Source organism: Ideonella livida, assembly GCF_010499455.1.
Taxonomy (GTDB): domain Bacteria; phylum Pseudomonadota; class Gammaproteobacteria; order Burkholderiales; family Burkholderiaceae_C; genus Ideonella; species Ideonella livida.
Genome location: NZ_JAAGOH010000004.1, coordinates 139,015 through 158,923, shown reverse-complemented (window position 1 = coordinate 158,923; position 19,909 = coordinate 139,015). Strand labels below are relative to the sequence as shown.

The 19,909-nt window shown below is 68.6% G+C and carries 17 protein-coding genes and 2 riboswitches; of the genes, 15 read left to right on the top strand and 2 right to left on the bottom strand.

Annotated features, from left to right (window positions below; translation table 11 throughout):
- Positions 1-86: 86 nt before the first annotated feature.
- From G3A44_RS05195 to G3A44_RS05185, 3 genes are all read left to right on the top strand, one after another.
- Positions 87-2,351 carry a molybdopterin-dependent oxidoreductase gene (locus tag G3A44_RS05195; protein WP_163456447.1) on the top strand — a complete coding sequence of 755 codons (2,265 nt, stop codon included), beginning with the start codon at positions 87-89 and terminating at the stop codon, positions 2,349-2,351.
- A gap of 117 nt (positions 2,352-2,468) precedes the next feature.
- Complete coding sequence (thrH, locus tag G3A44_RS05190) at positions 2,469-3,095, top strand: bifunctional phosphoserine phosphatase/homoserine phosphotransferase ThrH (RefSeq protein WP_163456446.1); 627 nt, start codon at positions 2,469-2,471, stop codon at positions 3,093-3,095.
- A gap of 62 nt (positions 3,096-3,157) precedes the next feature.
- On the top strand, positions 3,158-5,176 hold the full coding sequence (locus G3A44_RS05185) for a peptidase U32 family protein (protein WP_163456445.1): 2,019 nt from the start codon (positions 3,158-3,160) through the stop codon (positions 5,174-5,176).
- 8 nt (positions 5,177-5,184) lie between these two features.
- On the opposite strand, the gene G3A44_RS05180 is transcribed toward G3A44_RS05185, so the two are convergent.
- Entirely contained in the window at positions 5,185-8,088 is a 2,904-nt protein-coding gene (locus tag G3A44_RS05180) for a DUF3857 domain-containing protein (protein WP_163456444.1), read from the bottom strand.
- Between the two features lie 126 nt (positions 8,089-8,214).
- A riboswitch (glycine riboswitch) is annotated at positions 8,215-8,321 on the top strand.
- Positions 8,322-8,331: 10 nt separating this feature from the next.
- Positions 8,332-8,446, top strand: a riboswitch (glycine riboswitch).
- Positions 8,447-8,506: 60 nt separating this feature from the next.
- Here G3A44_RS05180 and gcvT point away from each other — a divergent pair.
- The 3 genes from gcvT to gcvP all read left to right on the top strand — a co-directional run bounded on the left by gcvT (position 8,507) and on the right by gcvP (position 13,217).
- A complete protein-coding gene (gene gcvT / locus G3A44_RS05175) occupies positions 8,507-9,646 on the top strand; it encodes a glycine cleavage system aminomethyltransferase GcvT (protein WP_163456443.1) in 1,140 nt (379 codons plus the stop codon).
- Between the two features lie 174 nt (positions 9,647-9,820).
- A complete protein-coding gene (gene gcvH, locus G3A44_RS05170) occupies positions 9,821-10,195 on the top strand; it encodes a glycine cleavage system protein GcvH (RefSeq protein ID WP_163456442.1) in 375 nt (124 codons plus the stop codon).
- Between the two features lie 91 nt (positions 10,196-10,286).
- A complete protein-coding gene (gcvP, locus tag G3A44_RS05165; protein ID WP_163456441.1) occupies positions 10,287-13,217 on the top strand; it encodes an aminomethyl-transferring glycine dehydrogenase in 2,931 nt (976 codons plus the stop codon).
- 90 nt (positions 13,218-13,307) lie between these two features.
- Here the strand turns inward: gcvP and G3A44_RS05160 are convergent, their stop codons facing one another.
- A complete protein-coding gene (locus tag G3A44_RS05160) occupies positions 13,308-13,892 on the bottom strand; it encodes a superoxide dismutase (protein ID WP_163456440.1) in 585 nt (194 codons plus the stop codon).
- Between the two features lie 230 nt (positions 13,893-14,122).
- On the opposite strand from G3A44_RS05160, the gene G3A44_RS05155 reads away from it, so the two are divergent.
- The 9 genes from G3A44_RS05155 (at position 14,123) to G3A44_RS24310 (ending at position 19,895) form a co-directional block, all read left to right on the top strand.
- Positions 14,123-14,752, top strand: a complete 630-nt coding sequence (locus tag G3A44_RS05155) for a MotA/TolQ/ExbB proton channel family protein (RefSeq protein ID WP_163456439.1) — start codon at positions 14,123-14,125, stop codon at positions 14,750-14,752.
- Positions 14,753-14,781: 29 nt separating this feature from the next.
- Positions 14,782-15,201: an ExbD/TolR family protein gene (locus tag G3A44_RS05150; RefSeq protein ID WP_163456438.1), complete on the top strand. Its 420-nt coding sequence runs from the start codon at positions 14,782-14,784 to the stop codon at positions 15,199-15,201.
- Positions 15,202-15,215: 14 nt separating this feature from the next.
- On the top strand, positions 15,216-16,316 hold the full coding sequence (gene lpxK / locus G3A44_RS05145) for a tetraacyldisaccharide 4'-kinase (protein ID WP_310734324.1): 1,101 nt from the start codon (positions 15,216-15,218) through the stop codon (positions 16,314-16,316).
- 16 nt (positions 16,317-16,332) lie between these two features.
- The gene (locus G3A44_RS05140; RefSeq protein ID WP_163456527.1) at positions 16,333-16,527 is read left to right on the top strand and encodes a Trm112 family protein; all 195 of its coding nucleotides are present in this window, start codon (positions 16,333-16,335) and stop codon (positions 16,525-16,527) included.
- Complete coding sequence (kdsB, locus tag G3A44_RS05135) at positions 16,524-17,285, top strand: 3-deoxy-manno-octulosonate cytidylyltransferase (protein ID WP_163456436.1); 762 nt, start codon at positions 16,524-16,526, stop codon at positions 17,283-17,285. Before G3A44_RS05140 ends, kdsB begins: the two co-directional genes overlap by 4 nt.
- Before the next feature lie 173 nt (positions 17,286-17,458).
- On the top strand, positions 17,459-18,112 hold the full coding sequence (adk, locus tag G3A44_RS05130) for an adenylate kinase (RefSeq protein WP_163456435.1): 654 nt from the start codon (positions 17,459-17,461) through the stop codon (positions 18,110-18,112).
- A 215-nt stretch (positions 18,113-18,327) separates the two neighbouring features.
- Entirely contained in the window at positions 18,328-19,086 is a 759-nt protein-coding gene (locus tag G3A44_RS05125) for a 3-hydroxyacyl-CoA dehydrogenase (RefSeq protein WP_163456434.1), read from the top strand.
- A gap of 118 nt (positions 19,087-19,204) precedes the next feature.
- On the top strand, positions 19,205-19,438 hold the full coding sequence (locus tag G3A44_RS05120) for a hypothetical protein (RefSeq protein ID WP_163456526.1): 234 nt from the start codon (positions 19,205-19,207) through the stop codon (positions 19,436-19,438).
- A gap of 112 nt (positions 19,439-19,550) precedes the next feature.
- The gene (locus tag G3A44_RS24310; RefSeq protein ID WP_163456433.1) at positions 19,551-19,895 is read left to right on the top strand and encodes an H-NS histone family protein; all 345 of its coding nucleotides are present in this window, start codon (positions 19,551-19,553) and stop codon (positions 19,893-19,895) included.
- Positions 19,896-19,909 lie beyond the last annotated feature (14 nt).

The window sequence follows — 19,909 nt, the reverse complement described above, 5'->3', positions numbered from 1 at the left end:
ACCCCTGGGCCAGGCGTCCCGCACATGACGGCGGGCGCCGCGGGTGCCGCGCATCATGCCCGGGCATCCTCTGGCTGGAGTCCACCATGTCCACCGCTGCCTCAACGTCACGCCACTACCGCATCTGCCCCCTGTGTGAGGCCTGCTGCGGCCTGTGGGTCGACGTGGCCGACCGCGACGGCCCCACCCCGCGCGTCGTGCGGGTGCGTGGCGCCGACGAAGACCCTTTCAGCCGAGGCTACCTGTGCCCCAAGGGCGTGGCGCTGAAAGACCTCCATGAAGACCCGGACCGGCTGCGAACGCCCCTGGTGCGGCGTGATGGACGCCTGCAGGCCGCCACCTGGGACGAGGCCTTTGCACACATCGGCCAGCACCTGCCTCCCCTGCTGCAGACCCACGGGGCCGACGCCCTGGGCCTGGTGGCGGGCAATCCGGTGGTGCACAAGATGGGCTTGTTGCTGTACTTCGCCCGTCTGGCGCGGGCGGCGGGCACCCGAAACATCTTCTCGGCTTCCACCTTGGACCAGATGCCCAAGCAGCTGCAGTCCGGTCTGATGTTCGGCCACGGTTTCAGCGTGGCCGTGCCGGACATCGACCGCTGCCAGCTGCTGGTGGTGCTAGGCGCCAACCCGGCGGTCAGCCACGGCAGCATGTGGACCGTGCCCGACTTCCGCCAGCGGGCCAAGGCCTTGCGGTCCCGGGGTGGTCGCCTGGTGGTGATCGACCCCCGCCGGACCGAGACCGCCGAGATGGCCGATGAGCACCTGTCTCTTCGCCCGGGGAGCGATGTGTTCCTGCTCGCCGCCCTGGTGCGTGAACTGTTCACCACCGACCGGGTACGGCTGGGCCGCCTGGGCCCCTGGGTGCAGGGGCTGGACGCGGTGCGGGCCGCCGTCGAGCCCTTCACCGCCGCCCTGGCCGAGCGCCACACCGGCATTCCCGCCGATCAGGTGCGCGCCCTGGCCCAGGCCTTGGCGCAGGCGCCCCAGGCGTGCCTCTATGGCCGCATCGGCACCTGCACCCAGCGCTTTGGCACGGTCAACAGCTGGCTGATCGATCTGGTCAACCTGCTCACCGGACACCTGGACGAGCCCGGCGGTGCCATGTTCCCGCAGGCCGCCGCCTTTGCCGCCAACACCCAGGGCCCGCCCGGACGGGGTCGCGGCGTGCGTACCGGCCGCCACCACAGCCGCGTCAGCGGCGCGCCCGAGGTGCTGGGGGAGCTGCCGGTGTCCCTGCTGGCCGAGGAGATCCTGACCCCGGGGCCGGGCCAGATCCGGGCGCTGATCTCCGTGGGCACCAACCCGGTGTTGTCCGCGCCACGCGGTGCCCAGCTGGCCCAGGCGCTCGAGGGGTTGGACTTCATGGTCAGTGTGGACATCTACCTCAACGAGACGACCCGCCACGCTGACGTGGTGCTGCCCGGCCGCTCGCCGCTGGAAGATGGCCACTACGACGTGGCCTTTGGCCAGCTCAGCCACCGCCACCACGCGCGCTACAGCGCCCCGGTGCTGCCAGCGCCCACCGACCATCCCCCTGAATGGCAGCTGCTGCTGCGCTTGCAAGCGATCTTGAGCGGCCTGGGCGCCGATGCCGACCTGGCCGCGCTGGACGATCAACTGCTGGACAAGGATCTGCGCGGCGCCCGTGTCGCTGACCCCCAGCTGCCTGACGTCGCTGCCATGGCACGGCCGCTCAGTACCTGGTCCGGGCCTGAGCGCTTGGTGGACCTGGCGCTGCGCACCGGCCCTTGGGGCGACCGATTTGGCCAGCGCCCACACGGCCTGACCCTGGCTCAGGTGGCCCAAGCCCCGGCAGGCCTGGACCTGGGCCCCTTGACCCCGCGCCTGCCGGCGCTGCTGCGCACGCCCAGCGGCGCCATCGAGGCCGCGCCGCCGTCTCTGGTGGACGATCTGGCCCTGGCGCTGACCCAGCCTGAGCCTGCCGCCGATGCATTGTGGCTGGTGGGCCGGCGCGAGGTGCGCAGCAACAACAGCTGGATGCACAACCTGCCCGTGCTGGCCAAGGGGCCGGTGCGTTGCGTGTTGTGGATGCACCCGCAAGATGCCGCGGCGCGTGGCCTGCAGCCCGGGCAGACCGTGGCCATCGGCCATGGCGGCCTGGATGAGCAGGCCTGGCTGCAAGTGCCCCTGGCGCTGCACGACGCCTTGCGCCCGGGCGTGGTGAGCCTGCCCCACGGCTGGGGCCATGACCTGCCGGGCACCCAACTGGCCACGGCCGCCCGGCGCCCCGGGGTCAACCTCAATGCCCTGATGAGCGCCCAGGCGCGTGACCCGATCTCGGGCACCTCAGTGCTGTCCGGCGTGCCCGTCAGGGTGCGGGCCGTCTGAGTCCGTCGGGCCGGGGCCCTGCGGTAGGATGCCCGCCGTTCGCCGCCGGCCCCCTGCCGTCGGCCCAGACCCCCTGCCCGCCCCGCCCTGACGGGGCCGCCGTATTGGAGCCCATCCATGCAAGTCGTCTGCCTCGACCTCGAAGGCGTGCTCGTTCCGGAAATCTGGATCGAATTTTCCAAGCGCACCGGCATCCCCGAGTTCTCGCGCACCACCCGCGATGAGCCGGACTACGACAAACTGATGCGCTTCCGCATCGACCTGCTGGCCCAGCACGGGCTGAAGCTGGCTGATATCCAGGCTGTGATCGCCAGCATGTCGCCCATGGAAGGCGCCAAGGCTTTCCTCGATGGCCTGCGCGAGAAGTTCCAGGTCATCATCCTGTCGGACACCTTCTACGAGTTTGCCGACCCGCTGATGAAGCAGCTGGGCCGCCCCACCCTGTTCTGCCACAAGCTGGTGATCGACGACGCCGGCTTTGTGCGTGACTACAAGTTGCGCCAGCCCGACCAGAAGCGCCACGCCGTCAACGCCCTGAAGAGCTTGAACTTCCAGGTCATGGCCGCCGGTGACAGCTACAACGACACCGGCATGCTGAGCGCGGCCGACGCCGGCTTCTTCATCCACCCCCCAGCCTCCATCGTCGAGAAGTTCCCGCAGTTTCCGGTGAACCACTCCTACGCCGAGCTGCGCGCCCATTTCGACGCGGCTTCGGCCCGGCTGCTGGCCACCGTCAAGGGCTGAAGCGCCAGGGCATCCCCCTGGCCGGCAGCGCCGGGGTCAGGGGGTCGGTACCATTCGCGCCCATGACGACGAAGCGCCGAACCCTGGAACTTGAATTGCTGGCCCCGGCCCGCGATGCCGACATCGGCATCGAGGCCATCAACCATGGGGCCGACGCCGTTTACATCGGCGGCCCTGGCTTCGGCGCCCGCGCCTCAGCCGGCAACTCGGTGGCCGACATCGACCGCCTGTGCCGGCATGCCCATCGCTTTGGCGCCAAGATCTTCGTCACGCTCAACACCATCCTGCGGGACGACGAGCTGGAGCCCGCCCGCCAGATGGCCTGGGACGTTCACCGGGCCGGCGCCGACGCCCTGATCGTGCAGGACATGGGCCTGCTGGCCATGGACCTGCCACCGCTGCAGCTGCACGCCTCCACGCAATGCGACATCCGCACCCTGGAGAAGGCGCGCTTTCTGGCGCAAAGCGGGTTTGACCAGATTGTGCTGGCCCGCGAGCTGACGCTGCCGCAGATCCAGCAGATCGCCAGCGCCCTGCCCGACACGGTCATCGAGTTCTTCATCCACGGCGCCCTGTGCGTGGCCTATTCCGGCCAGTGCTATGTCAGCCACGCCCACACCGGCCGCAGCGCCAACCGGGGTGACTGCTCCCAGGCCTGCCGCCTGCCCTGGACGGTGACCGACACCCAGGGCCGCATCGTGGCCCACGAGAAGCATGTGCTGTCCATGAAGGACAACAACCAGTCGGCCAACCTGGCCGCGCTGGTGGACGCAGGCGTGCGCAGCTTCAAGATCGAGGGCCGCTACAAGGACATGGGCTACGTGAAGAACATCACCGCCCATTACCGTCAACTGCTCGACGAGGTCCTGGAGGGTCGCCCCGGCCTGCGCCGCGCCAGCAGCGGCCACACCCGCCTGTTCTTCACCCCCGACCCGGACCGCAACTTCAACCGCGGCAGCACCGACTACTTCGTCAACGGCCGACAGATCGACATCGGTGCCTTCGACACGCCCAAGCACGCCGGCCTGCCGCTGGGCTGGGTGACGGGCCTGGGCGCCAGCCACGTGGACGTGCAACTGGAAGACGGCGTGGGTGCCTTGAACAATGGCGACTCCATCACCTGGTTCGACCTGCAAGGCGAGCTGCGCGGCGTGCAGATCAACACCGCCCAGGCGCTGGAGGCCGGCGAGGCGCCCAGCCGCTTCCGTGTGGAGCCCAAGGAACCGGTGGCCCAACTCACTGACCTGCGCAAGGGCACCGTGCTGATGCGAAACCGCGACATGGCCTGGGAGCGCACCTTGCGCAAGGCCAGCAGCGAGCGCCGCATCGCGGTGGACCTGCACCTGGCCGAGACGGCCGACGGCCTGTGCCTGAGCGCCACCGACGAAGACGGCCACCACGCCCAGGCCACACTGTCCCACGCGCTGCAGCCCGCCCAGCAGCCCGAGCGCGCCGAAGCCGCGCTGCGCGAGGGCCTGGCCAAGCTCGGCACCACGGTCTTCGAGGCGCGCGAGGTGTCGCTGGCGCTGCGCCAGCCCTGGTTCGTGCCTGCTGGCGCCCTGAATGCGCTGCGCCGGGAGGCCATCGCCGCGTTGGAGGCCGAGCGTGAAGCCTGCCGCGAGCGCCTGCGCCCCACCCCGCCGGTGGAGCCGCCCGTGCCCTACCCCGAGGACACGCTGAGCTATCTGGCCAACGTCTACAACCGCAAGGCGCGCGACTTCTACGCCCGCCACGGCGTGCAGGTCATCGAGGCCGCCTATGAGAGCCACGAGGCCCTGGGCGAGTCCAGCCTGATGATCACCAAACACTGCGTGCGCTATTCATTGAGCCTGTGCCCCAAGCAGGCCAAGGGCGTGACCGGCGTGCAAGGCACGGTCAAGGCCGAGCCGTTGACCATCCGCCACGGTGACGAGACCTACACCCTGCGCTTTGACTGCAAGCCGTGCGAGATGCACGTGGTCGGGCGGCTCAGGAAGAACGTCATCCAGCAGGCTCGTCGGGAGGAGAAGCTGGCTGCGGCCACGGCCCAGCCCATCGAGTTCTACCGCACGCGGCCGGCGGCGCCACGCCCCGGCGCCTGAGGCCTCCGTCAGCGGGCGGCGCCTGCCCGCTTCAGGGCCAGTCGCGCCATGCCGTGCTCCACAAACTCGGTGAGTTGGGTGTCCACCGCCTGCTGGTAGAAGCGCATGGCCGTGCGACTGTCGCCGGCCGCCTGCTGCAGCTCGGCCAGGTAGAAGAACAGTTCGCAGCGCTGGCCGGTGGCGGTATCGCCGCCCCCTTCCATGGCCAGCACCCGCGCTTCGGGTTCTGCCAGACGCCCCTCCACCAAGGCCAGCAGGTGGCCCGGCCAGCCCGTGGGGCGCGGGCTGGCCAGCGGCGGTGTCTGACCCAGGCGCCGCATGGCCAGGCGTTCCCAGATCAGGGCATAGGCCCGCTCGCCTTCTGGTTGCAGGTTGACCGCCCGCTGGAAGTACTGCAAGGCACGCGCCACCTCCCCGGCTTGGTAGAGGGCGCGGCCCGCCACCATCTGCGCCGAGGCGGAGGTGCCCCCTTCCAGCAACGGGCCCACCAGGCGCAGGGCCTCCTCGGCGTCGCCCAGGGCGAGCGCGTTCTCTGCGGCGGCCTCACGCAGCTCCAGGTGCTGCGGGTCCAGCGCCAGGGCCTGGCGTGCGGCCTCGCGGCCTTCTTCGGGGCGTCCCAGGTGGTCCAGGTGGACGATCTTGCGGCGCAGCAGCGTTACCTGTGCCGGTGTAGGCAGGCGTCCGGACTGCAGCTGGGCGTCCACCACCAGCAGGCCTTGCTGGGCGTCTCGTTGCACCTGACTGCGCATCGACACCCTGGTGTTCTGTCCGGCGTCCAGCGCCCTCAGCCGCTCGCGCAGCACGTCGGCCTGGGCCGGGCGCAGCGTGGCCAGTGAGATCTGGTTGCTTAGGCGGGGCCAGAGCTTGACCAGCGCCTCGCGGTGGGCCTGCCACTGTGTCGGGGTGATGACCGTGTCCTGCACCGTGGCGTCCACCTGCACCTCCGCCGCCCGAGGCTCCAGGGTCTGGCGCCAGCGCACGCGGGTGTGTCGGTCACCCTCCTCACCACGTGTCTGCCCGGGCCGGCTGAAGACGTCCTCCGGAAATTCCATGCGCAGCACGTGCCTGAACTGGCCGCCGGCGCCCAGGCTCAGGTCGCGGGTGCGCGGGGCCTGGTCGGGCAGGCGCAGGGCCTGCATCACCCCCACCAGCCCGAACTCTCCCTGCAGATATTTCTCCTCTGCCAGCTTGAGGTACTGATGCAGGGCGAAGCGTTGGCTCAGGCGCACCGCATGCTGGCCGGCCAGGTTCTCCACGGACAACTCGCCCACTGTCTGTGCGCCGGGATAGCTGCGGGCGTACTCGCCAGCCAGCCATTTCTGCAGCTCCTGCAGTTGTCCAGCCTGAGCCAGCTGGCGGACCTGCTCAGCGTTCTCGCCGTGGTACGTCCAGCGTGCTTCCAGCACCGGATCCTCACTCAGGCGCTCAAACCGGATCAGGTCCGACACCTCCACCTTCAGGTGCTCCACCGCCGCTGGCAGCGTCATCAGCCCGGCGCCGGCGCGTGCGGGCAGGCCGACACCCAGGCCCAGGCTCTGGCGAGCTTCCAGGGGGCCGGACTGCAGGCTGCGGGTGGGGTCCAGCACCAGCTGCCTGCCGTCCAGGGGGACCGTCAGGATGGCGTGGTTGAAGGCCAGTGGACTGGGCAGCAGCCGTGCCGCATCGCCGCGCCACAGGGTGGACACGAGCAGGGGCTCGGCCGCCACGCCCAGGGGGCGCAACAGGGCCACCGCCAGTGCCACCTTGTCCTTGCAGTCGCCAAAGCGCTGGCGCAGCACCTTCTCCGGTGCCGCTGGCTGGTGGCTGGCCGGGCCGATCTCGGTGCCAAAGTAGCGGATCTCCTGCTGCACGAAGTCCAACACCGCCTCCACCGTCTCCCGGGGCGTGGCGCGGCGCAGCCGCTGGGCCTGCGCCAACACTTCGGCACCAGGGGCCGCGGTGCCCTCGAACAGGCGCTCCGCCCAGCCGGCCACGTCTTCCCAGCGCTCGAACTCGCTGTATTGCTGCTGGTCGGCCAGGTAGGCCGCCGGGGCGGACTGGTTTTCCCAGACGTACATCGGCGCCTGCCGGCGTTCGACCCATATCTCCGTCTGCCCCTGGCGGGTCTGACGGCTCACCTGGTGCAGACGTTCATCCACGCTGAGCTGGATGGTCCGCCCCGCCGGCACCAGCAGGCGCTGACGCGACCAAGCCACCGGACCACGGTGCGACATCGACCAGTCCATGTCCACATGACGACCCCGGAAGACCGGGTTCTCGCCCACCAGGCTGTAGGCCAACTCCATCCGGTCTCCCACACGGATGTCCTCCGGCACGATGGAGGCCGTGACCCGGCCGTCGTAGATCTGGCGCTCCAGCTGGGTCTCCCGCTGGAGCATCTTGACCTTCAGTCCGGGCAGCCGATCCTGCCGGCGGCCGTCCCGCCAGACCGCCACGGTATGCAGCACCAGACGCTGGTAGCTGGGGTCGAAGTCGATCTGCCACTGCGCGCCACTCTCCAAGCCGGCACGGTCCTGCAGGCGGCGCACCACGCGCACATAGCGCTCAGCCCCCTGCGGACCCAGGCGCGTCTGATCCTCCTGAAGCAGCACCTGCAGGGCGGCAGACGCCACCGGCAGTTTCTCCAATTCCGCCAGCGCGGGCGTGACCACCCAGTCCGGCGTCGGCCGTACTTGGTAGTCGGCAGGCGCGTCCGCGCTGGACCCGGCGTTGGCCGGTGGCGCCCGCTTGGTGGCAGAGGACGGCGCCGCCTGGCCTGGCATGGCTGCGGCAGCCAGCCCCACTGCCAGCACCAGGACCCGCAGGGCCTGTCCCCGACTGGGCAAGCACTCCGGGGCCCGGCGCTTGGTCGCTCGGCGGTCGAGGGCGGCAGGACGGTGCGCAATGCAATGGCGGGGCGGGGTGTCGGACAAGACCATGTCTCCTGGCGGCAGCAGAAGGCGATTGTGTCCTGTGGCGGGTCATGCCCGGTGCGCCCGGTCAGGGCGGTGTCCCCGGTGGGCGCAGTGCCTAGGGGCCAGGCCGGCTGGGATACAATCTTTGCCTTGTCAGGAGAGCGCCCGCTGCGTGCGGGCCGCCGAAGGCGCAGAGCGCGCGGATCATCGAATGCGCTCGAACGCTCAGGCAAAAGGACTGGCAAGCGGCGGAGGTATCCGCCGTTCCTCACTGGAGAGAGGCGGGCCTGGAGCCCGCCCACCGAAGGGGCAAGCGACAGGGCCGCCACAGGCGCCCGGCGCCAATCTCTCAGGTAAAGCGGACAGCGGGGGCTTCACACGGAACCGGGCCGGATCACCTGCCTGGCGCCGCCCCCAGCCCTCATCGCCTGACGCCATGACCGACGCCGCCCTGCTCAAGACCCCTCTGCACGAACTGCACCTCGAACTGGGCGCCCGCATGGTGCCCTTTGCCGGCTATGCCATGCCGGTGCAGTACCCCGCGGGCCTGATGGCCGAGCATCGCCAGTGCCGCGACAAGGCCGCCCTGTTCGACGTGTCCCACATGGGCCAGTTGCGTCTGATCGGTGCTGAGGCCGCTGCCGCACTGGAGAGCCTGGTGCCGGTGGACGTGATCGATCTGCCCGCCGGCAAGCAGCGCTACGGCTTCTTCACCAACGAGCAAGGCGGCCTGCTGGACGACCTGATGATCACCCGGCCTGACGCCGCCTCGGCCCCCGATTTTGGCGACCTGTTCATGGTGGTCAATGCCGGTTGCAAGCAGGCTGACATCGCCCATCTGCAAGCCCAGATCGGCCAGCGCTGCACCGTGCAAACGCTGCCGGAGCGCGCCCTGTTGGCCCTGCAGGGGCCGCAAGCCGTCACGGCGCTGGCTCGGCTGGCCCCGGAAGTGGTCGCCCTCACCTTCATGACCTGCGGCCGGTTTGAGATCGCAGGGGCCGACTGCTTCGTCACACGCTCCGGCTACACCGGCGAAGACGGCTTTGAGATCTCGGTGCACCAAGACCAGGCCGTCGCCCTGGCCCGCGCCCTGCTGGCCCAGCCCGAAGTGGCCCCTGCGGGCCTGGGGGCGCGTGACACCCTGCGCCTGGAAGCTGGTTTGTGCCTGTACGGCCATGAGATCGACACCACCACCACCCCGGTGGAAGCCGCACTGACCTGGGCCATGCAGAAGGTGCGCCGCCCTGGCGGCGCCCGCGCGGGCGGCTACCCAGGCGCCGCCGTGATCGAGGCCCAGTTGGGCGCCGGTGCCGGCCGCAAGCGCGTGGGCCTGCGTGGCCTGGAACGGGCACCTATCCGCGAAGGCAGTCCCCTGGTGGCCGAAGACGGCACCGCCCTGGGCTCCGTGACCAGCGGCACCCTGGGCCCCAGCGTCGGCGCTCCGGTGGCCATGGGCTACCTGCCGGCCAGCCATGCCGCTGTGGGGACCCGGGTTTGGGCCGAGGTGCGGGGCAAGCGCCTTCCGATGGACGTGGTGGCCACCCCTTTCCAGCCCACCCGCTACTACCGCGGTTGAAAGCTCCTGTGCGGCCCGATGCACAGCGGCCGCACAGAAATTCGCCGACCGGCTGGCCCGCGGCCCGCACAATGCGCGCCGGGTCCTGCGAGCCACCCCTTTTCCAGCCCTCGTCCGCGCCGTGCGGCGTGGCCTGAACCGAACGAACCCTTTTCCGACACGAGGAAGTCCACCATGACCCTGAAGTTCACCGCCGACCACGAATGGATCAACGCCGCTGACACCGCCGCCGCCGTGGTGGGCATCACCGTCCACGCCCAGGACGCCCTGGGCGACGTGGTCTTCGTGGACCTGCCCGAAGTGGGCAAGACCGTGGCCAAGGGGGACGTGGCGGGCGTCGTCGAGTCCGTGAAGGCCGCCGCCGACATCTACATGCCGGTGGACGGCGAAATCGTCGAGGTCAACGAAGCCCTGCGTGACGACCCCGCCCTGGCCAACACCGACCCGCTGGGCGCCGGCTGGTTCTTCAAGGTCAAGCTGGCCGATGTGGCCCAACTCGATGGCCTGATGGACGCCACCGGCTACGACGCGCTGCTTAAGACGCTCTGATGCCGTCTGCGGTGGGTGCAGCCAGTACCCGCCCGCCTCGCCCTTCGCTGCCGCCTGAGCACAGGCACCCGGTTTCTCGCAGGATCCCGCCATGACTTTCACGTCCCACACCGCCCTGGACGAGCTGGAGCTCGCCCAGGAGTTCCACGCCCGCCACATCGGCCCCACCGAGGCGGACCAAGCCGCCATGCTGCGCCAGATCGGCCCAACCGCCACCAGCCGCCGCGCGCTGGTGGAAGCCATCGTGCCCGCCAGCATCGCCCGTACCCGCGCCATGGACCTGCCCACCCCGGTGACCGAGGCTCAGGCCCTGGCCGAGCTCAAGGCCATCGCCGGCAAGAACCAGGTGCTCAAGAGCCACATCGGCCAGGGCTACCACGGTACGCACACACCCGGCGTCATCCTGCGCAACATCCTCGAGAACCCGGCTTGGTATACCGCCTACACGCCCTACCAAGCTGAAATCTCCCAGGGCCGCATGGAAGCCTTGGTGAATTTCCAGACCCTGGTGACCGACCTCACCGCCATGGACATCGCCAACGCGTCCATGCTGGACGAGGCCACCGCGGCGGCCGAAGCCATGACGCTGGCTGCCCGTGGGGGCAAGAGCAAGTCCAGCCGCTTTGTGGTGGCGCACGACGTGCTGCCGCAAAGTCTTGAGGTGATCCGTACCCGCGCCAAGCCCCTGGGCCTGACCGTGGACGTGGTGCATTGCAACGACCTGGCCGCCGATCTGGCCGCCACGCCGGCATTCGGCGTGCTGCTGCAGTACCCCGGCCTCAACGGCCAGGTGCGTGACCTGCGCCCGCTGATCGACGCCGTGCACGCCGCCGGCGGCTTGGCCCTGGTGGCTGCCGACCTGCTGGCCCTGACCCTGCTGACCCCTCCGGGGGAGCTGGGGGCCGACATCGCCCTGGGCAACACCCAGCGCTTTGGCATGCCCATGGGCGCCGGCGGCCCGCATGCCGCCTACCTGGCCTGCAAGGATGCGCTCAAGCGCTCCCTGCCGGGACGCATCGTCGGCGTGAGCGTGGATGCGCATGGCGCGCCGGCCTACCGCCTGGCGCTGCAGACCCGTGAGCAGCACATCCGCCGCGAGAAGGCCACGTCCAACATTTGTACCGCCCAGGTGCTGCCGGCCGTGGTGGCCAGCATGTACGCCGTGTACCACGGTCCCCAGGGTCTGCAGCGCATCGCCCTGCGTGTGGCCCGCTTGACGGCCATCCTTGCCGCGGGCCTGAAGCAGCTGGGCTACGCGCTGGTGCACGATACGGCTTTCGACACCCTGCAAGTGGTGCTGCAGGACGAGCACCACCGCGACAGCCTGATGGCCGCAGCCGTGGCCGCCGGCCGCAACCTGCGCGCTGCCAGTGCCGATACCGTGGGCATCACGCTGGACGAAACCAGCACCCGCAGCGATGTGCAGGACCTGTGGCGCCTGTTTGCGCAACTCGCCGGCCGCACCGAGCGCCCGAGCGTGCAGGCCCTGGCCGACACGCCGGCCCTGCTGCCCGCTGAGCTGGCCCGCCGCAGCGCCTTCCTCACGCACCCGGTGTTCAACACGCACCACAGCGAAACCGAGATGCTGCGCTACATCCGTCGCCTCTCGGACAAGGACCTGGCGCTGGACCGCAGCATGATCCCGCTGGGCTCCTGCACCATGAAGCTCAATGCCACCAGCGAGATGATTCCCATCACCTGGCCGGAATTCGCAGGCGTGCACCCCTTTGCCCCGGCGGAGCAACTGGCCGGCTATGCCGAGCTGAATGCCTTGCTCACCGGCTGGCTGGTGCAGGCCACGGGTTACGCCGGCGTCAGCCTGCAGCCCAATGCCGGCTCGCAAGGTGAATACGCTGGCCTGCTGGCCATCATGGCCTGGCACGCTTCACGCGGCGAAGGACACCGCAAGATCTGCCTGATCCCGGAGAGCGCGCACGGCACCAACCCCGCCTCGGCCCAGATGGTGGGCATGCAGGTGGTGGTGGTGAAGTGCGACAGCAATGGCAGCGTGGACCTGGACGACCTGCAGGCCAAGTGCGAGAAGCACGCCGCCGACCTGGCCGCGATCATGATCACCTACCCTTCCACCTACGGCGTGTTCGAGCCGCGGGTCAAGGAGCTGTGCGCCCTGGTGCACCGCTTTGGCGGGCGGGTGTACGTGGACGGCGCCAACATGAACGCGCTGGTGGGCATTGCCGCCCCGGGCGAGTTTGGCGGTGACGTGAGCCACCTGAACCTGCACAAGACCTTCTGCATCCCGCACGGCGGTGGCGGCCCGGGCGTGGGCCCCGTGTGCGTGGTCGAGGACCTCGTGCCCTTCCTGCCGGGTCATGACACTGGGGGTCAGCAACGTGCCGGTGGCGTCGGTGCCGTCAGCGCCGCACCGCTGGGCAATGCAGCCGTGCTGCCCATCTCCTGGATGTACATCCGCATGATGGGCGCCGACGGCCTGACCGCGGCCACCGAGACGGCCATCCTCAATGCCAACTACGTGGCCGCTCGCCTGGCCGGCCACTACGACATCCATTTCAGCGGTGGTGTGGACGGGGTGAGCGGCGGTGGCGTGGCCCACGAGTGCATCCTGGACCTGCGTCCGCTCAAGGAAACGTCCGGCATCTCCGCCGAAGACGTGGCCAAGCGTTTGATCGATTACGGCTTCCACGCCCCCACGTTGAGCTTCCCGGTGGCTGGCACGCTGATGGTGGAACCCACCGAGAGCGAACCCTTGGCCGAGCTGGACCGCTTCTGCGACGCGATGATTGCCATCCGCGAAGAGATTCGCCAGGTCGAGGCTGGCACGCTGCCGCGTGAGGACAACCCCTTGAAGAATGCGCCCCACACCGCCGCCAGCCTGCTGGCGTCCGACTGGACGCACGCCTACAGCCGTGAAGTCGCCGCTTACCCGGTGGCCGCGCTCAAGGCCAGCAAGTACTGGTCACCGGTGGGCCGGGTGGACAACGTCTACGGCGACCGCAACCTGTTCTGCAGCTGCGTGCCGGTGACGGAACTGGCGGCCAGCTGATCGGAGAGGGGCGCCGACACGCCTCAACAAAAAGGCCACCCGAAGGTGGCCTTTCTTTCATGGGCGCCCGGCGGGCACCCTGCGGGCGCGTCAGGCGCCGTAGTTGGCCGCGGCGAAGTCCCAGTTCACCAGGGAGTTCAGGAAGGTCTCCACGAACTTCGGACGCAGGTTACGGTAGTCGATGTAGTAGGCGTGCTCCCACACGTCCACGGTCAGCAGCGCGGTGTCACCGGTGGTCAGCGGGGTGCCGGCAGCGCCCATGTTGACGATGTCGACCGAGCCGTCGGCCTTCTTCACCAGCCAGGTCCAGCCCGAACCGAAGTTGCCCACGGCGCTCTTGGTGAAGGCTTCCTTGAAGGCGGCGTAGCTGCCCCACTTGGCGTTGATGGCGGTTGCCAGGGCTCCGGTGGGCTCACCGCCGCCGTTCTTCTTCAGGCAGTTCCAGAAGAAGGTGTGGTTCCAGATCTGGGCGGCGTTGTTGTAGATCGGGCCGGACGACTTCTTGACCACGTCCTCCAGCGGCTGGCCGGCGAACTCGGTGCCCGCCACCAGGTTGTTCAGGTTCACCACGTAGGCGTTGTGGTGCTTGCCGTGGTGGTACTCCAGGGTCTCGCGGCTCATGTGGGGAGCCAGATCGTCCAGTCCGAACGGCAGGGGGGGCAGGGTGTGTTCCATGGGGCTTCCTCTCGGGTTGTCGTCCCGCAGGACCCAGGCTGGGCCCCGAGCGGGATGGGTGGAATGCGGCGCGATTGTAGGGAGCCCGCCATAGGCCCGTGCATCCGCGGGGCTTGGCCGCCGGGCACGTGGTTGTTGCGCCCCCGTCAACGCGCCAGCTCCGCGGTGGGGCTAGGGCCCATAATCCGGCGGCTGTATCGACCCTTCCCCGGCTGAGGCCAGAGGACGACTTGTTTAGCATCATCGAAGCTGCCGGCTGGCCCATTTGGCCCCTGATCCTGTGTTCCATCGCCGCACTGGCGCTCGTCATCGAGCGCGCCATGTCCCTGCGCCGACCCAAGGTCGTGCCCAAGGGGCTGGTCCAGGAGGTGCTTGGTGTCCACCGCCAAGGAGCGCTCAACGACGACGTGCTGGGCAAGCTGGCCGCCAACTCGGTCTTCGGGACGGTGCTGGCCGCTGGCTTGCGCACCCACCAAGCCGATCGACAGGCCGATGAGGCTGTGTTGCGTCAGTCCTTCGAATTGGCCGGCCGCACCGCCGCGCACCAGCTCGAGCGCTATCTCAATACCCTGGGCACCATTGCCACCGCCGCCCCGCTGCTGGGCCTGCTGGGCACTGTCGTGGGCATGATCGAGATCTTTGGCGCCCAGGCCCCTGGCAGCGGCACCAACCCGGCGCAACTGGCCCACGGCATCTCCATCGCCCTCTACAACACCGCGTTCGGACTGATCGTCGCCATTCCCTCTCTGGTGGCGCACCGCTTCTTCCGTGGCCGCGTCAATGGCTTCTTGGTGGACATGGAGCAAGACGCCGAGACCCTGCTGCAGCACCTGCTGCGCTCTGCGCCGCGGGGCCGCTGAGCCCGCCCTGCCACGTCGGACCCACGACCATGAAGTTTCGCCGCCCCGGAGGAGATGAGCCCGAGCTCAACCTCATCCCCTTCATCGACGTGTTGCTGGTGGTGCTCATCTTCCTGATGCTGTCCACCACCTACTCCCGCTTCACTGAACTGCAGGTCAACCTGCCCACGGCCAATGCCGATCCGCTCAAGGACCGGCCGGCCGAGATCGTCGTGGCCGTCGCGGGTGACGGCCGGTTCTCGGTGGACCGCCAACCGGTCGACGGCCGCAGCGTGGAAGGACTGGTGGCCGCCCTGCAGGAGGCCGCCCAGTCCCGCAAGGACCCGGTGGTGATCGTCAGCGCCGACGCTACCGCGGCGGTGCAGTCGGTCATGAATGTGCTGGACGCCGCCCGCCGTGCGGGTCTGGTCCGCATCACCTTTGCTGCCCAGCACGGCCAGGGCAACTGACGGCGGCTGGACGAGTGGGAGCTGTGCCCTCTTCCCCACCGGCACGTTCGCGCTGGCTGGTGGCGCTGGAGCGTGCTTGGTGGACGCCTGCGCCCACGCCCTGGTCCCGGTGCCTTCAGCCGCTGGCCTCACTCTACGGCCTGCTCTCGCGGCGCCGTCGAGAGGCTGATGAGCGTCTGGCCGCGGGACGCACCCCGCCCTGTCCAATCTTGGTCGTCGGCAACGTGGTCGTCGGCGGAGCCGGCAAGACGCCGACCACGGTCGCGCTGGTCCATGCGTTGCGCCAACGTGGCTGGACACCCGGCGTGGTGTCGCGCGGTCACGGCCGCGCGAATCGGGCGCTGCACCTCTTGGGTCCGACCTCCACCGCACGAGAGGCGGGCGACGAGCCGCTGCTGATCCATCGCCGCACCGGCGCGCCATTGGCCGTGCACGCCGACCGCTGGACGGCGCTGCAGGCCTTGTGCAAGGCCCATCAGGAGGTCGACGTCATTCTGGCTGACGATGCCTTGCAGCACCGCCGGCTGCCAAGGGATGTCGAACTCTTGGTATTCGATGCCCGTGGGGCAGGCAATGGGCAGTTGCTGCCCGCCGGCCCCCTGCGCGAGCCGGTTCCTGCATCGCTGGGTCCCCGGCAGGCCGTGCTGTTCAACGCGCCAGCGCCGTCCGTTCCCTTGCCGGGCGAGTTCGCCCGGCGGGCGCTGACGGGGGCGGTGCCGTTGGCGTCATGGTGGCAAGGGGCCAGTGCGGATCCTGCCGCCTTGGAGGCATTGGCGCGCCGCAGCCAGCAGCAGGCGCTTTGGGCTGCGGCCGGGCTGGCCGAACCCGAACGATTTTTCTCCATGCTTGAATCCTGCGGTGTGCGCCTGCAGCGTCTGCCGCTGCCGGATCACCATGACTGGGCGCAGGTGCCCTGGCCCAGCCAGGCCACCGAGGTGCTGGTCACCGAGAAGGATGCGGTCAAGCTGCCTGCGCTGCCACCCGGCGGGCCGCAGGTCTGGGTCGTGCCGCTAGACTTCGAGCTCCCGGACGCCCTGCTCCAGCAACTGCATGGTTGGTTGGTGCAGGCGCGCGAACTTAGACAGCCCGCCGATCCGTCGGCGAGCTGCAACTGACCTGTCTTCCATGACCCTGGACCTGCGCCTGCTCGACCTCCTCGTCTGTCCTCTTTGCAAGGGCCCGCTGACCCTGCGCCGTGACGAGGCTCTGCGCCCACACGAGTTGGTGTGTGCCGCCGATCGCCTGGCCTTTCCCATCCGGGATGGCATTCCTGCCATGCTTGAGAGCGAAGCGCGTGCGCTGGAGCAGGATGAGGACGCGGCATGATTGCGGACTTCACCGTCCTGATTCCGGCGCGGATGGCGTCCAGCCGTTTGCCGGACAAACCCTTGGCGGACATCGGCGGCCTGCCGATGGTGGTGCGCGTCGCGCAGCGTGCCGCGCGCTCCGGCGCGCGGCAGGTCGTGGTGGCTTGCGACGACGATCGCATCCTGCAGGCCTGCGTCACCTATGGTGTGCAGGCTGTGATGACCGATCCGGGCCATCCCAGTGGCAGCGACCGCCTGGCGCAGGCCTGCGGTTTGCTGGGGCTGGATGGAGATGATCTGGTGGTCAATGTTCAAGGCGATGAGCCCTTGATCGACCCGGCCCTGGTGGGTGCTTGCGCCCAACTGCTGCGGAACCGCCCCGACTGTGTCATGGCCACTGCGGCCCATCGGCTGGAGGACGTGCAGGACTTTTGCAACCCCAATGTCGTCAAGCTGGTGTGCGACCGGTCGGGCCGGGCGCTCTACTTTTCCCGCGCTCCCCTGCCGTGGTGGCGAGATGGCAGTCAGGCTGGTGCGGCGGCGCTGCCGCCGACAGGCGCGTTGCGCCACATCGGCTTGTATGCCTACCGGGCAGGATTCCTGCGTCAGTTCCCGCTGCTCGAGCCGGCGCCGCTGGAGCAAGTGGAGTCGCTCGAGCAGTTGCGGGTGCTTTGGCATGGCGAGCACATTGCAGTGCACCTGAGCGAGACAGCCCCTGCGCCAGGGGTGGACACACTGGCCGATCTGGAGCGCGTGCGGCGTCTGGTCACCGGGTAAACACAGCCGGCGCGGGAGCGCCTGCGTCAGGTCTGCGCAGGGTTGCACATGCTATCCTGACCCCGATCCTGGGGCATGCGCCACGGCATGCTTCCACTTCCGTATTTCAGGCCTGACCGAAGCGTTTCATCGGCCGGTCGGCACCAAGAATCAATCTAACGAGGCAGACTCTCATGCGACTCATTCTTCTGGGCGCCCCCGGCGCTGGCAAGGGCACCCAAGCCACTTTCATCTGCCAAAAGTTCGGCATTCCGCAGATTTCCACCGGCGACATGCTGCGCGCGGCCGTCAAGGCGGGCACGGAGCTGGGCCTGGCCGCCAAGAAGGTGATGGACGCCGGTGGTCTGGTCAGCGACGACATCATCATCGGTCTGGTCAAGGAGCGCATCCTGCAGGCGGACTGCGCCAAGGGCTTCCTGTTCGACGGATTTCCCCGCACCATCCCCCAAGCCGATGCCATGAAGGCAGCCGGCGTGAAGCTGGACCTGGTGCTTGAAATCGACGTGCCGGATGCGGCCATCATCGAGCGCATGAGCGGACGCCGTGTGCATGTGGCTTCAGGTCGCACCTACCACGTCACGTTCAACCCCCCGAAAGTGGCTGGCAAGGATGACGTTACCGGCGAAGAGCTGATCCAGCGTGCCGACGATGCAGAGGAAACCGTCCGCAAGCGCCTGGACGTCTACCACAGCCAGACCCGTCCGCTGGTGGACTACTACGGCGCCTGGGCGGCGACGGGAGATGCACAAGCTCCCCGCTATGCACGTATCTCGGGGGTGGGCAGCGTGGACGAGATCACCTCCCGCGCCCTGCAAGCCCTGGGCTGACTCGACAGCCCCTTGACACGCGTCTTGCCGCGAGGTGGGCGCTGACCATCAGGCCGCTCATGCGGCCTTTTTCATGCCTGCCTGAGGCAGGCGCGAAGCGCGGCAAACCCGCGCTGTGTCCCCGCATTTGCCCGGAGTCGCTTCCGGTCCTGCGCGCTTGATAATTAACGTTTACGTTAACGTAAACTAAACTCGCACTTTGTAGGAACTTCGACATGGACATCGCTGACAAGGTCTTCATCGTCACGGGCGGCGCTTCTGGCTTGGGCGAGGGCACGGCCCGGATGCTGCGTGCCCACGGCGCGCAGGTTGTCATTGCGGACTTGCAGCAGGACAAGGGTGAGGCCCTTGCGCAGGCGTTGGGGGGGCGCTATGTACGCTGCGACGTGAGCCAGGAAGTCGACGGTCAGGCAGCGGTGGACGCCGCGCAGTCCATGGGCATGCTGGCAGGGCTGGTCAACTGCGCCGGTATTGCACCGGCCGCACGCACCGTGGGCAAGGACGCTGCCCACGATCTGGGCTTGTACACCAAGGTTCTCCAAGTGAATCTGGTCGGCACCTTCAACATGATCCGCTTGGCTGCCCAGGCCATGAGCCGCAACACACCGGAGCCCACAGGCGAGCGTGGTGTCATCATCAGCACGGCGAGTGTGGCGGCCTATGACGGCCAGATTGGTCAAGCCGCCTATGCCGCGAGCAAAGGGGGAGTGGTGGGGATGACCCTCCCGATCGCTCGAGACTTGGCCCGCCACGGCATCCGCAACATGACGATTGCGCCCGGCATTTTTGGGACGCCGATGTTGTTTGGCATGCCGCAGGAGGTGCAGGATGCGCTTGCCGCCGGTGTGCCGTTCCCGAGTCGCCTGGGGCGGCCGGAGGACTATGCCAAGCTGGTTCATCAGATCATCACGAATGACATGCTCAACGGCGAAGTGATCCGGCTGGATGGCGCCATCCGCCTGGCGCCGAAATGAACTTGGGTATGCCTGGGGAGCCGGCTTGAGCGATAATTGCCGGTTGTGGATGGCAGGCGGCTCGCCCCCTGACGCCGAAGGCCCTCCCCGTCATCGAATCGAACACAAGGAGGTCATTCTGGCCAAGGAAGAACCCAAAACCGCCATTGATCCGAACGGTCTTCGCTATCGTTCCAAGGTGGCTGGTTCCCCCTTTTCTGCCACGGGCGCCTTTGGCGCCGCCACGATGTCTTGCTTCCTCTGCGGCAAGCATCGTCCCCGTGCCCATCTGAAAACCCGCAAATTGCTGGGCAAGGCACAGGCGGTCTGCGCCCCCTCCTGCAAGGAACTCGACACGCTGCTCAAGGGCTGATGCCCCGGCGGCCCTACAAGGCCGCTTGGTCTTGTGGCATGACTTGAGGCGGCGCACCGCGCCGCCTCCCTTCTCCGCAGTTCACCGCGGAGACCAGGTTCTGCAAATCCTGATGTCAGACCTGCACACCCCTCTTACTCCAGAAGGTCCTTCATCTGAAGGGCGCCCGACCTTGAGTCCGCGCGAACGGGCTGTGGTGGTGGCGCGCATCCGCGCCCTCATGGAGTACTGGCAGATCACGGTGGAAGACTTGGACGCCTCGCCGACGGAGGGAGTCCCTGCGGCCTCGCCCGCGCCATCGCGGCCGGTCAAATATCGGCACCCTCTGTCCGGGCAAGCCTGGGATGGTTGCGGTCCGCACCCCGATTGGCTGCGTGAAGCCCTGCTGCATCAGGGCTACCGTGTGGAAGAACTGAGGCCCACAGTGGGTCCGCAGACGGGCGATACCGCGCAGTAGCAGAACAGACCACT